At 54.9% G+C, this 12,945-nt stretch carries 13 protein-coding genes and 1 riboswitch; of the genes, 12 read left to right on the top strand and 1 reads right to left on the bottom strand.

The genetic code is table 11. The features are described from left to right. Positions 1-12 precede the first annotated feature (12 nt). The 6 genes from JL661_RS17110 to JL661_RS17135 are packed head-to-tail and all read left to right on the top strand — an operon-like array spanning position 13 to position 5,314. Positions 13-1,083, top strand: a complete 1,071-nt coding sequence (locus tag JL661_RS17110) for an ABC transporter substrate-binding protein (protein WP_218480989.1) — start codon at positions 13-15, stop codon at positions 1,081-1,083. A 10-nt stretch (positions 1,084-1,093) separates the two neighbouring features. Then, positions 1,094-1,918 carry an alkaline phosphatase family protein gene (locus tag JL661_RS17115; protein ID WP_062773309.1) on the top strand — a complete coding sequence of 275 codons (825 nt, stop codon included), beginning with the start codon at positions 1,094-1,096 and terminating at the stop codon, positions 1,916-1,918. Then, positions 1,911-2,804: an ABC transporter permease gene (locus tag JL661_RS17120; RefSeq protein WP_081113486.1), complete on the top strand. Its 894-nt coding sequence runs from the start codon at positions 1,911-1,913 to the stop codon at positions 2,802-2,804. The genes JL661_RS17115 and JL661_RS17120 overlap by 8 nt, the downstream gene beginning before the upstream one ends. Next, a complete protein-coding gene (locus JL661_RS17125) occupies positions 2,791-3,591 on the top strand; it encodes an ABC transporter permease (protein WP_062773306.1) in 801 nt (266 codons plus the stop codon). The genes JL661_RS17120 and JL661_RS17125 overlap by 14 nt, the downstream gene beginning before the upstream one ends. Positions 3,592-3,601: 10 nt before the next feature. Next, on the top strand, positions 3,602-4,630 hold the full coding sequence (locus JL661_RS17130; RefSeq protein ID WP_062773303.1) for an ABC transporter ATP-binding protein: 1,029 nt from the start codon (positions 3,602-3,604) through the stop codon (positions 4,628-4,630). A 9-nt stretch (positions 4,631-4,639) separates the two neighbouring features. Then, entirely contained in the window at positions 4,640-5,314 is a 675-nt protein-coding gene (locus JL661_RS17135) for an HAD family hydrolase (protein WP_004242284.1), read from the top strand. Between the two features lie 67 nt (positions 5,315-5,381). On the opposite strand, the gene JL661_RS17140 is transcribed toward JL661_RS17135, so the two are convergent. Beyond that, entirely contained in the window at positions 5,382-6,959 is a 1,578-nt protein-coding gene (locus tag JL661_RS17140) for a methyl-accepting chemotaxis protein (protein ID WP_004242285.1), read from the bottom strand. A gap of 254 nt (positions 6,960-7,213) precedes the next feature. Further along, a riboswitch (TPP riboswitch) is annotated at positions 7,214-7,333 on the top strand. Positions 7,334-7,474: 141 nt separating this feature from the next. Between JL661_RS17140 and thiC the strand changes: the two genes are divergently transcribed. From thiC to thiH, 6 genes are read left to right on the top strand one after another with little or no spacing between them, the layout of a single operon-like run. Beyond that, a complete protein-coding gene (thiC, locus tag JL661_RS17145) occupies positions 7,475-9,424 on the top strand; it encodes a phosphomethylpyrimidine synthase ThiC (RefSeq protein ID WP_036419167.1) in 1,950 nt (649 codons plus the stop codon). After that, positions 9,411-10,076 carry a thiamine phosphate synthase gene (thiE, locus tag JL661_RS17150; RefSeq protein WP_062773300.1) on the top strand — a complete coding sequence of 222 codons (666 nt, stop codon included), beginning with the start codon at positions 9,411-9,413 and terminating at the stop codon, positions 10,074-10,076. Before thiC ends, thiE begins: the two co-directional genes overlap by 14 nt. Next, a complete protein-coding gene (locus JL661_RS17155; RefSeq protein WP_062773297.1) occupies positions 10,066-10,824 on the top strand; it encodes a HesA/MoeB/ThiF family protein in 759 nt (252 codons plus the stop codon). Before thiE ends, JL661_RS17155 begins: the two co-directional genes overlap by 11 nt. Beyond that, positions 10,815-11,015, top strand: a complete 201-nt coding sequence (thiS, locus tag JL661_RS17160) for a sulfur carrier protein ThiS (RefSeq protein ID WP_036413552.1) — start codon at positions 10,815-10,817, stop codon at positions 11,013-11,015. The genes JL661_RS17155 and thiS overlap by 10 nt, the downstream gene beginning before the upstream one ends. Before the next feature lie 2 nt (positions 11,016-11,017). Next, positions 11,018-11,785, top strand: coding sequence for a thiazole synthase (locus tag JL661_RS17165; RefSeq protein WP_036419160.1), 768 nt, complete (start codon positions 11,018-11,020; stop codon positions 11,783-11,785). Continuing rightward, positions 11,785-12,912: a 2-iminoacetate synthase ThiH gene (thiH, locus tag JL661_RS17170; RefSeq protein ID WP_036419157.1), complete on the top strand. Its 1,128-nt coding sequence runs from the start codon at positions 11,785-11,787 to the stop codon at positions 12,910-12,912. Before JL661_RS17165 ends, thiH begins: the two co-directional genes overlap by 1 nt. The last annotated feature ends 33 nt before the right edge of the window (positions 12,913-12,945 follow it).

Below are 12,945 nucleotides of genomic sequence, written 5' to 3' on the forward strand. Positions count from 1 at the left end.
GACGAGGGTTTTATGACACGTTTTCCTGCTGCCAAAATATTGCTGACCGCCGTTGCTGTTTCCGCCTCTTTTTCTGCGTTCTCTGCCGGACAAAACACCATTCCTGAAGAACTGATTGCCGCCGCCAAAAAAGGAGGCGTGGTTTACAGTGTCGGGATGCCGGATACCTGGGCCAACTGGAAAGGCACCTGGTCTGATCTTGAAAAACTCTACAATATCCGCCATCAGGATACCGACATGAGCTCTGCTCAGGAAATTGCCAAGTTTGCGGCTGAAAAAAGTAATGCCACCGCAGATATCGGGGATGTCGGTGCCGCCTTCGGCCCTGTCGCCGTTCAGAAAGATGTGGTGCAGCCTTATAAACCCACCACCTGGGATCAGATCCCGGACTGGGCAAAAGATAAAGACGGTAACTGGGCGCTGGCCTATACCGGCACCATTGCATTCATCATCAATAATGACCTTGTCAAAGAACAGCCGAAAAGCTGGGCTGATCTGCGCAGCGGTAACTACCGCGTGACAATCGGTGATGTCGGTATCGCGGCACAGGCTAACAGCGGCGTGCTGTCTGCGGCCTTTGCCCTCGGCGGTAATGAAACCAATATTCAGCCGGCGATTGAGTTGTTTGCCGATCTCGCCAAACAGAAACGTTTATCCCTGAATGACCCGAGCGTGGCCAACCTGGAAAAAGGGGAAGTGGAAGTGGCGGTAATGTGGGATTTCAACGCCCTTAACTACCGCGACCAGATTGATGCCAAACGCTTTACCGTGGTGATCCCGTCTGACGGCTCTGTCACCTCCGGTTACACCACTATTATTAATAAATACGCGAAGAACCCGAACGCTGCCAAACTGGCCCGTGAGTTTATTTTCAGTGATAAAGGACAGCTCAACCTGGCCGAAGGATATGCCCGCCCTATCCGCGCGGCACACCTGACCCTGCCGGACGATATCAAAGCCAAACTGCTGCCTGAATCCCAGTACAGCAAAGCCAAACCGATTACCGATTTTGACGGCTGGGAAAAAACCTCCCGCCAGTTGCCGAAACTGTGGCAGCAGAACGTTATCATCAACATGAATTAACGGAATGACAATGAATAACCCAGTTATCCTGGTTGTTCTGGATGGCTTAAACTACCGCACAGCCCATGACTGCATGGGCTTTATGCAGGGGTTAGCCGAATCCGGGAACGCCACACTGTACAGCCTGAGCTGTGAACTGCCCTCGCTCTCCCGCCCGCTTTATGAATGTATTCTGACCGGCGTGCGTCCCGTTGACAGCGGCGTGGTGCACAATCAGGTGGTGCGCCTGTCACACAACGACAGTATTTTCTCCCTCGCACAAAAAGCCGGAAAAACCACCGCTGCCGCCGCTTATCACTGGGTCAGTGAGCTGTATAACCGCGCCCCGTTTGATGCCGTCCGTGACCGTTTCACCCACGATGATTCGCTTGCGATACAACACGGCTGTTTTTATCAGGCGGATCACTATCCGGATGACCATTTATTCCTCGATGCGGAATATTTACGCCGTCAATACCATCCCGATTTCCTGCTTATTCACCCGATGAATATTGACGATGCCGGTCATAAATCCGGCGGGGATTCACAGCAATACCGCAACAGCGCCCGCCGTGCAGACGGCCTGCTCTCCGCGTATCTGCCTGCCTGGCTTGAAGCGGGTTATCAGGTACTGGTGACCAGTGATCACGGTATGAATAATGACCGCTCACACGGCGGGATTCTGGATGAAGAGCGCACTGTCCCGCTGTTTGTTGCCGGTGGCGCCTTCTCTCATGAGGCCGATCTTCCGGTGCAGCAGACACAGCTGTGCGGCACCATCTGCCGGTTGCTCGGCCTGAGCGGGCACAACAAAGCCGCTGTACCGCGCCTGCTGCGGGAGACGCAACATGGCTGATATTCTGCCGGAGCTGACCGCGATGAAAAGTAAGCAACATACCCGCCCCCTGTCACGCCGTCTGCCGCTGAAACCGATGCTGTTACTGCTCCCTGCCGCGCTGCTGTTCGTGCTTTTCCAGCTTGCGCCGATGTTATGGGTGATTATCAACAGCTTCGTGTATGAAGATGCGTGGTCATTCGGTAACTTTACCGAAATCTTCAGCAGCCCTTTTTATATTCAGTCCTTTGAAAACACTCTGTGGATTTCCGGGGTATCGGCGGTCGGCGGGCTGATCCTCGCCGCACTGTTTGCCGCCTCCTTACAGCACGTCCCGCCGCGTCCGCGCCGCTGGCTGATTGCCTTTACCAATATGACCGGCAACTTCAGCGGTGTGCCGCTGGCGTTTGCTTTCATCATCATTCTCGGCGTCAACGGCGCCATCACCCTGCAACTGAAAGCCTGGGGAGTGATTGAGGATTTCAATCTCTACAGCGCTGCCGGGCTGATGCTGATTTATCTCTATTTTCAGATCCCGCTGGGGATCCTGCTGCTCTATCCGGCGTTTGATGCCCTGAAACCGGAGTGGGAGGATGCCGCCAAAACCATGGGGGCCGGCCGCCCGGCCTACTGGCGCTATGTCGCGCTGCCGGTGCTTTCGCCGGCGCTGCTCGGCACCTTTATCATTCTGTTCGCCAATGCCGCCGGGGCTTATGCCTCCACTTATGCGCTGACCACCGGGAACTACAATATGGTGACCATCCGTATCGCCAGCCTGGTGTCCGGCGACCTGTTCCTGGAGCCGAATATGGCGGCGGCACTCTCTGTCCTGCTGATGGTTATCCTCGGATTCATCACTGCTGTCTATCACTGGCTGCTGAAACGGAGTTACCATGCCACGTGCTGATCTCACACTCAATCCGCCGTCCATGGCGCGTTATCACAAAATCATGCTCAGCCTGATTGTGATCCTGCTGCTGTTACCGATTATCGCGACGCTGCTGTATTCCTTCTCCACACGCTGGGGTGCCACGGTGCTGCCGGACGGCCTGACATTACAGTGGTATCTGAAACTGTGGCAGGATCCGCGTTTTCTTGCCGCGTTCGGCCGCTCACTGTTTATCTGTTTTGTCACCCTCGCTATCAGCACCCTGGTGATTCTGCCGCTGGTGTTTGCTGTTTTTTATTACTTCCCGCGGCTGAAAGGGCTGATGGAGATCCTGATTATTCTGCCGTTCGCCGTGCCGCCGGTGGTCTCCTCCGTCGGATTACTACAGCTGTTTGCTGACGGGCCGCTGCCGATTGCCGGTACGCCGTGGATCCTGATCGGCACCTATTTCACCATCACCCTGCCGTTTATGTACCGGGCGCTGGCCAACAGCCTGAACGGCGTGCCGCTGAAAGATCTGCTGGATGCCGCCCATCTGCTCGGCGCAGGCACTTTTAAGGCATTTCTGCTGGTGGTGGTGCCGAATATCCGCAAAGGGCTGCTGGTGTCACTACTGATCGCCTTTTCCTTCCTGTTCGGTGAGTTTGTATTTGCCAATATCCTGGTCGGCACCCGTTACGAAACCCTGCAAATCTATCTCTATAACATGCGCCAGACCAGCGGGCACTTCACCTCCGCACTGGTGGCGAGCTACTTTATTTTCACCCTGATCCTGACCCTGATCGCGACACGCTTAAGCCGCTGAGGAATCACTGATGAGCTATGTAATTGCTGAAAACCTGACAAAATCCTTTGCTGCCACTCCGGTCTTTTCCGGTCTGAATTTTTCTGTCAGCAAAGGGGAATTTATTACCCTGCTCGGCCCGAGCGGCTGCGGTAAATCTACCTTGCTGCGTTGTCTCGCCGGGCTGGAACCGGTCAATGACGGCAGAATTTATGTGAATAAACAGAATATTACTTCATCTCCGCCACAGCAGCGGGAAATCGGCATGGTGTTTCAGAGCTATGCGCTGTTTCCGAATATGACCACTGAACGCAACATTGCTTTCGGTCTGAAGATGCAGAAAGTCCCGGAAAATGAACAGCGCAAATCCGTTGCAGAGGTGATTGAGCTGGTGGGTCTGAAAGGAAAAGAACAGCATCTGCCGCATCAGCTTTCCGGCGGCCAGCGCCAGCGGGTGGCACTGGCACGGGCACTGGTGATGAAGCCGCGCATCCTGCTGCTGGATGAACCGCTCTCCGCACTGGATGCGCAGATCCGCAAACATCTGCGCCAGCAAATCCGTCAGATCCAGCGCGAGCTGAATCTCACCACCATTTTTGTCACCCACGACCAGGAAGAAGCCATGCTGATGTCTGACCGCATCTTCCTGATGAACAAAGGTGAAATCGTGCAGAGCGATACCGCCGAAAATATCTACACCCAGCCCGCCAATGAGTTTGTCGCGCGTTTTATGGGGCATTACAATCTGGTCAGCGCGCACAACGCCAACAGCCTGCTCGGCCTGAATCTCAGCGGTATTGTGGCGATCCGCCCGGAATCCATTTATGTGCGCGAGGCCGGAAGGCAGTACGGGGAACACATTTCTCACCCGGTTTCAGGTACAATCCGTGACAGTCAGTTACTGGGCAATATTATCCGTTATCAGGTGGATACCGGACTGGGCGCACTGACCGTGGATCTGCTGAACCGCTCCTCAGAGCGGCTGTTTGAACAGGGAACTCAGCTGGAGCTGATGTTCAATAAAAATGAAATCCGCGCCCTTGCCCCGTCAGTTAATTAAAGGAACGTCATGTCAACATTAGCGGTTTTCGACCTCGATCACACCTTAATCGCTGCAGACAGCAGCCTGTTATGGACAGACTACCTGTGGGAAAAAGGCATTATCACTGATCCGGCCTTTCTTGCCGCAGATAAGCAGATGATGGCGGATTACAGCGCCGGTAAGCTGGATATGGCCGCGTATATGGCCTTCAGCCTTAAGGGGTTGGGTAATGCCACCGTTGCACAGATTGATGAGTGGGTGGCTGATTTTACCGAAAGCAAAGTGCGCCCGCTGGTCTACCCGGATGCGGTCAAAACCCTCGCATTTTATAAAGAACACGGCGTGCCGGTGATCATCATTTCTGCCACCGCCGATTTTATTGTCAAACCGGTGGCGAAGATGCTGGGTGTGAATCTGGCGTTTGGTATTGAACTGGAAGTCCGGGATGATCACTACACCGGCGCATTGCAGGGGATCACTACCTTCCGGGAAGGGAAAGTGGAAAAACTGGCTAACTTTCTGGATATTCGTCAGTTTTTACCGGAACGTACGATTTTTTATACCGATTCCGCCAACGATTTACCCCTGTGCCGCTACGCCACAGATGTGCTGACGGTCAACGCCGACCCGGTATTGAAGGCAGAAGCAGAAAAGCAGGGGTGGATGCAACTGACGTGGTCATTAAACCCAGTAAACAGCTGATCCTCCTGCCCGTCACTGATAAATATGATACCCGCTGCCGGAGGTACGGCAGCGGATATCAGCCGGATCAGGCGGCGCTGCTCCCCAGTCTGAACTGTGTCATAACCTGCATGAGCTGCCCCGCCTGCTGATGCAGGCTTTCCGCAGCCGCCGCATTTTCAACCACCAGCGCAGCATTCTGCTGTGTGACTTCATCAATCTGCTGTACAGCAATCCCGACCTGCGAAATGCCCTGAGACTGCTCATTTGCCGCCAGTGTCAGCTCGTCAATCATCTGGCTGACCCCCTGTGTCTGAGTGACAATCACCTGCATCGACTCACCGGCTTCTGCCACCAGTTTACTGCCTGCGTCCACCTGCTCAACACTGGCATTAATCAGATTTTTTATTTCACCGGCAGCCTGTGCACTCCGCTGTGCCAGTGTCCGGACTTCGCCGGATACCACAGCAAAACCGCGTCCGTGTTCACCGGCGCGTGCGGCTTCCACCGCCGCGTTCAGTGCAAGGATATTGGTCTGGAATGCGATGGAATCAATCACACCGATAATGTCAGTGATTGTGCGGGAAGAGTTTGAGATATCCTGCATGGCATGAATAACCAGATCCACTTTCTCACCACCGTGACGGGCGGTTTCGGATGCTTCCGCAGCCATCATATTCGCTTTTGCCGCAATCTCCGCACTGCTTTTCACTGTAGCAGACAACTGTTCCATTGATGCTGCGGTCTGCTGCAGACTGCTGGCCTGGGATTCAGTACGCTGGCTCAGATCAGCATTACCGCTGGTTATCTGCATTGTGCCGGTCACAATACTGTCACTGTTATTACGCACCGTACCGACGATACTGGCCAGATTCCTCTGCATCGCTTTCAGGGTACTCAGCACACTACCGTCCGGAACCGGATGAATTTCATCGGACGGCGATAGATCACCGGAAGCCACCCGTTCAGCCACTTCTTTCAGTTGGGCGGGTTCGGCGCCCAGAGAGCGTGTCAGATTCCGGATAATCATCACCCCGGAGACAATCGCCAGCGTTAACGCCAGCAGCGCGAACACCAGAATAATGTTGCTCTGACGCTCATAATTCGTATTAAATTCCTGAATAAGCTGATTACCGGTTTCAGTGCCGTGATCGCGGCTGGCACGGAATGACAGGATATAGGCATCCGATGCCGCATACTCAGCATCCATCATTTTCGCAATCGCTTCCTCATGACGTCCCTGCTGATCGAGTTCAAGCACTTCCCGGGTCACGGCGGCATAGTGTTTTTCATCCGCTATCATCTTATCAAGCAACGCCCGCCCCTGCGGATCCATACCGAACTCATTGACCATATCCAGCAATGTCTGCGTTCTTTTACTGACTTTCCCGTCCTCTTCTTTAAAACGGTTCAGTTCTTCTGTTTTATCTTTCTTATCAGTCGCATTGATCATATCCCGCAGCATGATAGCCCGCTCTTCCGTCGCATGGCGGACTTCATAGGCCTGAACCTGAAGTGCATATGTCCCGTTAACGTAATTCGTGAACATCTCTTTGTCTTTATACAGGTTCATCACTGCCATTCCGGAAACCAGCGCCAGAATGGCGATCAGAACACCAAATGTGACAGATAACCTGACACGAATCGTCGTATTTTTAAGATTCATTTTTTTCCTGATGCAGAAAGCAGTCAATAAGGCCAATAAATAACCAAATATTTTTTCTTAATATGCCGTAATAAGGCACGCCGACAGAAAACATCGGCAACTGACCGGAAATTATCAGTTTTAATTTAATTTTTTTTATAGTCAGCTGCTGCGGTGTAACCACTGAATATCAGGGAGGATGATCGGAAACGCTTCTGGTGAATAAATGATGTTATAAAAAGGTTGTAGTTTCCGAGCAGCTTCTTATACTGAAATCTTTCTTGTCGGAGTGCCCAGTATTTATCTCTGTGATAAATCGGGCTGAGACCGTTAATTCGGGATCCGCGGAACCTGATCGGGTTAGTACCCGCGAAGGGAACAAGAGTAATCTTTCCTTTTTTAACCGCTGTTTTCAGCCGCCGCAATGCGGGTTTTATCAGCAGCCGGTTATCACGCATTACTCCTGACGCACCTCCAGACAAGCAATTTCTCACTTTTTCTTCCGGCGTTGCCGGTTTCACTGTAAGGAATTTGCTATGTCCCGTGAACAACGTATTGATACCACTGATCTCTCCCCGGGCGCGGAAACCGCCGCCCCGTCCAAAGCCCGTACCCGCCGTGAGCAGCGCGACGCGGCAGAGGAATATATCAGCACCCTGAAAGGGGTAAATTTCCCGAACTCCTCCCGTATTTATCTCACCGGCTCGCGCCCGGATATCCGGGTGCCGATGCGGGAAATTGCCCTGTCCCCGACCCTGATCGGCGGTGATAAAGCCAATCCGCAGTATGAAGAGAATGAGCCGGTGCCGGTTTATGATACCGCCGGGCCGTACGGCGACCCGCAGGTGAAACTGGATGTCCGTACCGGTCTTGCCCGTCTGCGTGAGCAATGGGTTGCAGAGCGGGGTGATACCGAAGCGGTGACACAACTGAGTTCTGATTTTACCCGTGACCGGCTGGCTGATAACGGCCTTGACCATCTGCGCTATCCAAACCGCCCGGCACCGCTGAAAGCCAAAACCGGAAAATGCGTGACACAACTGCATTATGCCCGGAAAGGGATTGTCACCCCGGAGATGGAGTTTATCGCCATCCGCGAAAATATGGGGCGTGAACGCATCCGGGGCGAAGTTCTGCTGCAACAGCATCCGGGACAGCATTTCGGTGCCAATCTGCCGGATAACATCACCCCGGAGTTTGTCCGCGATGAAGTCGCTGCCGGACGCGCCATTATCCCGTCCAATATTAACCACCCGGAATCCGAACCGATGATTATCGGCCGCAATTTCCTGGTAAAAGTGAATGCCAATATCGGCAACTCCTCTGTTACCTCCTCCATTGAGGAAGAAGTGGAGAAACTGGTCTGGTCCACCCGCTGGGGCGCGGATACGGTGATGGATCTCTCCACCGGCCGCTATATTCACGAAACCCGCGAGTGGATCCTGCGTAACAGCCCGGTGCCTATCGGTACCGTACCGGTCTATCAGGCACTCGAGAAAGTAAACGGTGTGGCCGAGGATCTGACCTGGGAGATGTTCCGCGATACCCTGCTGGAGCAGGCGGAACAAGGGGTGGATTACTTCACTATCCACGCCGGTGTCCTGCTGCGTTATGTGCCGATGACGGCAAAACGCCTGACCGGCATTGTGTCACGCGGCGGCTCGATTATGGCGAAATGGTGTCTGTCCCATCATCAGGAAAACTTCCTCTATCAGCACTTCCGTGACATCTGTGAAATCTGCGCGGCGTATGATGTGGCGCTGTCGCTCGGTGATGGTCTGCGTCCGGGCTCTATTCAGGATGCCAACGACGAAGCCCAGTTCGCTGAACTGCATACTCTCGGCGAGCTGACCAAAATCGCGTGGGAATATGATGTGCAGGTGATGATTGAAGGCCCGGGCCATGTGCCGATGCAGATGATCCGCAAAAACATGACCGAAGAACTGGAGCACTGCCATGAAGCGCCGTTCTACACCCTGGGGCCGCTGACCACCGATATCGCACCGGGCTATGACCATTTCACATCCGGCATCGGTGCGGCACTGATCGGCTGGTTCGGCTGTGCCATGCTCTGTTATGTGACACCGAAGGAACATCTCGGATTACCGAATAAAGAAGATGTTAAACAAGGGCTTATCACCTATAAAATCGCCGCGCACGCCGCCGATCTCGCCAAAGGGCATCCGGGAGCACAAATCCGCGATAACGCGATGTCAAAAGCGCGTTTTGAATTCCGCTGGGAAGATCAGTTCAATCTGGCGCTGGATCCGGAAACTGCCCGGACTTACCACGATGAAACCCTGCCGCAGGCATCCGGCAAAGTCGCACATTTCTGTTCAATGTGCGGGCCGAAATTCTGCTCAATGAAAATCTCACAGGAAGTCCGCGACTACGCCGCGGGGATGGAAGAGATGTCTGACGCCTTCCGCGCCAAAGGCAGCGAGCTGTATCACAGTGCAGAGGAGCGTATCGATGAATCTGCCTGACGCGCCGTTTGCCCGGACGGAACATAAATTAGGGCTGTATCCGGTGGTCGATTCACTGGTGTGGATTGAGCGGCTGCTGGCATCCGGCGTGCGGACTATTCAGCTGCGCATCAAAGACAAAACCGATGCACAGGTGGATGAGCAGATCCGCACCGCTGTTGCGCTGGGGGAAAAATATCAGGCGCGGCTGTTTATCAATGACTACTGGCGTTCTGCCATAAAGCACGGTGCGTATGGTGTGCATCTCGGCCAGGAAGATCTGGATATTGCTGACTTGCGGGCAATTCAGCAGGCCGGACTGCGCCTCGGGATTTCCACCCACGATGACAACGAGTTGCTGCGTGCCAAAGCGCTGCATCCATCCTATATCGCGCTGGGGCATATTTTTCCGACACAAACCAAAATCATGCCCTCTTCCCCGCAGGGACTGGAAAACTTAGCCCGCCAGGTTGCAGCCACGCCGGATTTCCCGCTGGTCGCCATCGGCGGTATTTCCCTTGAACGCGCCCCTGCCGTGGCCACCACCGGGGTCGGCAGTATTGCGGTGGTCAGCGCCATCATCAAAGCCGCTGACTGGCAGGCTGCCACCCGGCAGCTGATGACACTGACCGGGGAAGCCGCTGAATATCAGGAGGTAAACCATGCTGAATGATCATGATTTTATGCGCTACAGCCGCCAGCTGCTGCTGGAGGATATCGGCCCGGAAGGTCAGCTGAAACTCAAACAGTCTCATGCGGTGATCACCGGCCTCGGCGGGCTGGGATCCCCTGCGGCGCTGTATCTGGCCGCCGCCGGAGTCGGTGAGCTGACCCTGATTGATGATGATGAAGTGCATCTCTCCAACCTCCAGCGCCAGATTTTATATACCGAAGCCGATGTGCCGGACAATAAAGCCCGTACGGCAGCGACACGTCTGCGGGCGCTGAACCCGGCCCTGACGCTCAATGTGATCACCGAACGTCAGACCCGGGAAACGCTGCAATACATTGTACAAACAGCAGATATTGTTCTCGACTGTACCGACAACATGGCCACCCGCCATGCTATCAATGCCGTCTGCGTGACGCAGCAAAAAACCCTGGTCAGCGGCAGCGCGGTTGGTTTCAGCGGACAACTTCTGGTACTGCAGCCCCCGTTTGAGCACGGCTGTTACTGCTGCCTCTATCCCGATGATGTCATTCCGGAACGCAACTGCCGAACTGCCGGTGTGCTCGGCCCGGTTGTCGGGGTGATCGGCACACTCCAGGCGCTGGAAGCGATCAAACTGCTGGCCGGATTGTCTTCCCCGCTGAACGGGAAATTACGCCTTTTCGACGGCAGACAGCAAAGCTGGAGCACATTACAGCTCCGGCGGGCGGCAGAGTGCCCGGTGTGTCAGGAGGCAGCCGCATGCGCATAACGGTGAATGACGAGGTGATGGATATTGATTCTCCCATTACCGTCAGTGAACTGCTGGCATTTCTCGGCCGTCCCGTGGCGGGTATTGCTGTCGCGGTAAACCAGGCCATTGTTGTCCGTGGCTGCTGGTCAGAACACGTTGTCCGCGACGGCGATCAGATTTTACTTTTTCAGGCTATCGCAGGAGGTTAATGATGCTGACGATTGCAGATACCATATTTACATCCCATTTATTTACCGGCACCGGGAAATATACCAGCAGCCGGGTGATGCAGGAGGCGATTGCCGCCTCCGGCAGCCAGTTAGTCACCATGGCGATGAAGCGTATCGACCTTTCTCAGGGACACGATGATATCCTTGCCCCGCTCCGTGAACTCGGTATTAAACTGCTGCCGAATACTTCCGGTGCAAACAATGCCCGGGAAGCGGTGTTTGCCGCACAACTGGCGCGGGAGGCGCTCGGCACCAACTGGATCAAACTGGAGATCCACCCCGATGCCCGTTATCTGCTGCCGGACCCGGTTGAAACCCTGGCTGCGGCAGAAATACTGGTGAAAGAGGGGTTTGTTGTCCTGCCTTACTGCAGTGCGGACCCGGTACTATGCCGCCGGTTGCAGGAGGCCGGATGCGCCGCCGTTATGCCGCTGGGTGCACCTATCGGCTCCAATCAGGGATTACAGACCCGCGATATGCTGCGCATTATTATTGAACAGGCAACGGTTCCGGTAGTGATTGATGCCGGGATCGGCGCACCAAGTCACGCCCTCGAGGCGATAGAACTGGGTGCAGATGCCGTGCTGGTTAATACCGCGATGGCCGTTGCCCGCTCACCGGTCACCATGGCAAAAGCGTTCCGTCTGGCCATTGAGGCCGGGCTGCTGGCGCGGGAGGCAGAGCTGGCGCCGAAGCAGTTGCAGGCATCGGCATCCAGCCCGCTGACCTCATTCCTCGGAGCATTGTGATGAGTGAAAAAACCTTCAGTGACCGCTGGCAGCAGCTGGACTGGGATGATCTCACCTTACAGCTCAACAGCAAAACCACGCGGGATGTCGAACGGGCACTGAGTGCAGACACGCTGACCACCACGGATTTTATGGCACTGATCTCCCCGGCGGCCCGGCCGTATCTCGAAATCATGGCGCAGAAAGCACAGACACTGACCCGGCAGCGTTTCGGCCATGTCGTCGGGATGTATGTCCCGCTCTATCTCTCTAACCTGTGTGCCAACGACTGTACTTACTGTGGCTTCTCCATGAGCAACCACATTAAGCGCAAGACCCTGACACCGGCAGAAATCCATAGCGAATGTAAGGCAATAAAAGCCCTCGGCTTTGACAGCCTGCTGCTGGTCACCGGCGAACATCAGCGCAAAGTGGGAATGGACTACTTCCGCGAAACCTTCCCGCTGATCCGTGATTATTTCAGTACCATGATGATGGAAGTGCAGCCGATGGCGACAGAGGAATACGCCGAACTGCGCACGCTGGGGCTGGACGGCGTGATGGTGTATCAGGAAACCTACCATGAGAGCACCTATCAGCGGCACCATCTGAAAGGGAAAAAACAGGATTTTCACTGGCGGCTGCAAACCCCGGATCGCCTTGGTCAGGCCGGGATCAGCAAGATCGGGCTCGGCGCGCTGATCGGCCTGTCCGGTCAGTGGCGGACAGACTGCTACATGGTCGCGGAACATCTGCACTATCTGCGCCAGCGCTACTGGAAAACCCGTTATTCCATCTCTTTCCCGCGCCTGCGCCCGTGTGCAGGCGGTATTGAGCCGGAATCCCTGATGAATGAAGCGGAGCTGGTGCAGCTTATCTGTGCATTCCGCCTGTTCGCACCGGATATTGAGCTGTCACTCTCCACCCGCGAATCACCGTATTTCCGTGATCATATGGTGCCGGTGGCGATAAACCAGGTCAGCGCCGGTTCCCGCACTCAGCCCGGCGGCTATGCCGAAGAGGATGATCCGGAACTGGAGCAGTTCAGCCCGCATGACAACCGCTCGCCGCAGCAGGTCGCGGATGCCCTGCTCGCCGCCGGTCTTCAGCCGGTCTGGAAGGACTGGGACAAATATCTGGGAAGATAAGGAAAGAAAGGCCGGTGAATACCGGCCTGATTT

Source organism: Morganella morganii (assembly GCF_019243775.1).
Classification (GTDB): Bacteria; Pseudomonadota; Gammaproteobacteria; order Enterobacterales; family Enterobacteriaceae; genus Morganella; species Morganella morganii.

Bases quoted from the DNA above. Each gene is read 5' to 3' on its own strand.
- JL661_RS17110 (WP_218480989.1), top strand. From the start codon at position 13: ATGACACGTTTTCCTGCTGCCAAAATATTGCTGACCGCCGTTGCTGTT.
- JL661_RS17115 (WP_062773309.1), top strand. From the start codon at position 1,094: ATGAATAACCCAGTTATCCTGGTTGTTCTGGATGGCTTAAACTACCGC.
- JL661_RS17120 (WP_081113486.1), top strand. From the start codon at position 1,911: ATGGCTGATATTCTGCCGGAGCTGACCGCGATGAAAAGTAAGCAACAT.
- JL661_RS17125 (WP_062773306.1), top strand. From the start codon at position 2,791: ATGCCACGTGCTGATCTCACACTCAATCCGCCGTCCATGGCGCGTTAT.
- JL661_RS17130 (WP_062773303.1), top strand. From the start codon at position 3,602: ATGAGCTATGTAATTGCTGAAAACCTGACAAAATCCTTTGCTGCCACT.
- JL661_RS17135 (WP_004242284.1), top strand. From the start codon at position 4,640: ATGTCAACATTAGCGGTTTTCGACCTCGATCACACCTTAATCGCTGCA.
- JL661_RS17140 (WP_004242285.1), bottom strand. From the start codon at position 6,959: ATGAATCTTAAAAATACGACGATTCGTGTCAGGTTATCTGTCACATTT.
- thiC (WP_036419167.1), top strand. From the start codon at position 7,475: ATGTCCCGTGAACAACGTATTGATACCACTGATCTCTCCCCGGGCGCG.
- thiE (WP_062773300.1), top strand. From the start codon at position 9,411: ATGAATCTGCCTGACGCGCCGTTTGCCCGGACGGAACATAAATTAGGG.
- JL661_RS17155 (WP_062773297.1), top strand. From the start codon at position 10,066: ATGCTGAATGATCATGATTTTATGCGCTACAGCCGCCAGCTGCTGCTG.
- thiS (WP_036413552.1), top strand. From the start codon at position 10,815: ATGCGCATAACGGTGAATGACGAGGTGATGGATATTGATTCTCCCATT.
- JL661_RS17165 (WP_036419160.1), top strand. From the start codon at position 11,018: ATGCTGACGATTGCAGATACCATATTTACATCCCATTTATTTACCGGC.
- thiH (WP_036419157.1), top strand. From the start codon at position 11,785: ATGAGTGAAAAAACCTTCAGTGACCGCTGGCAGCAGCTGGACTGGGAT.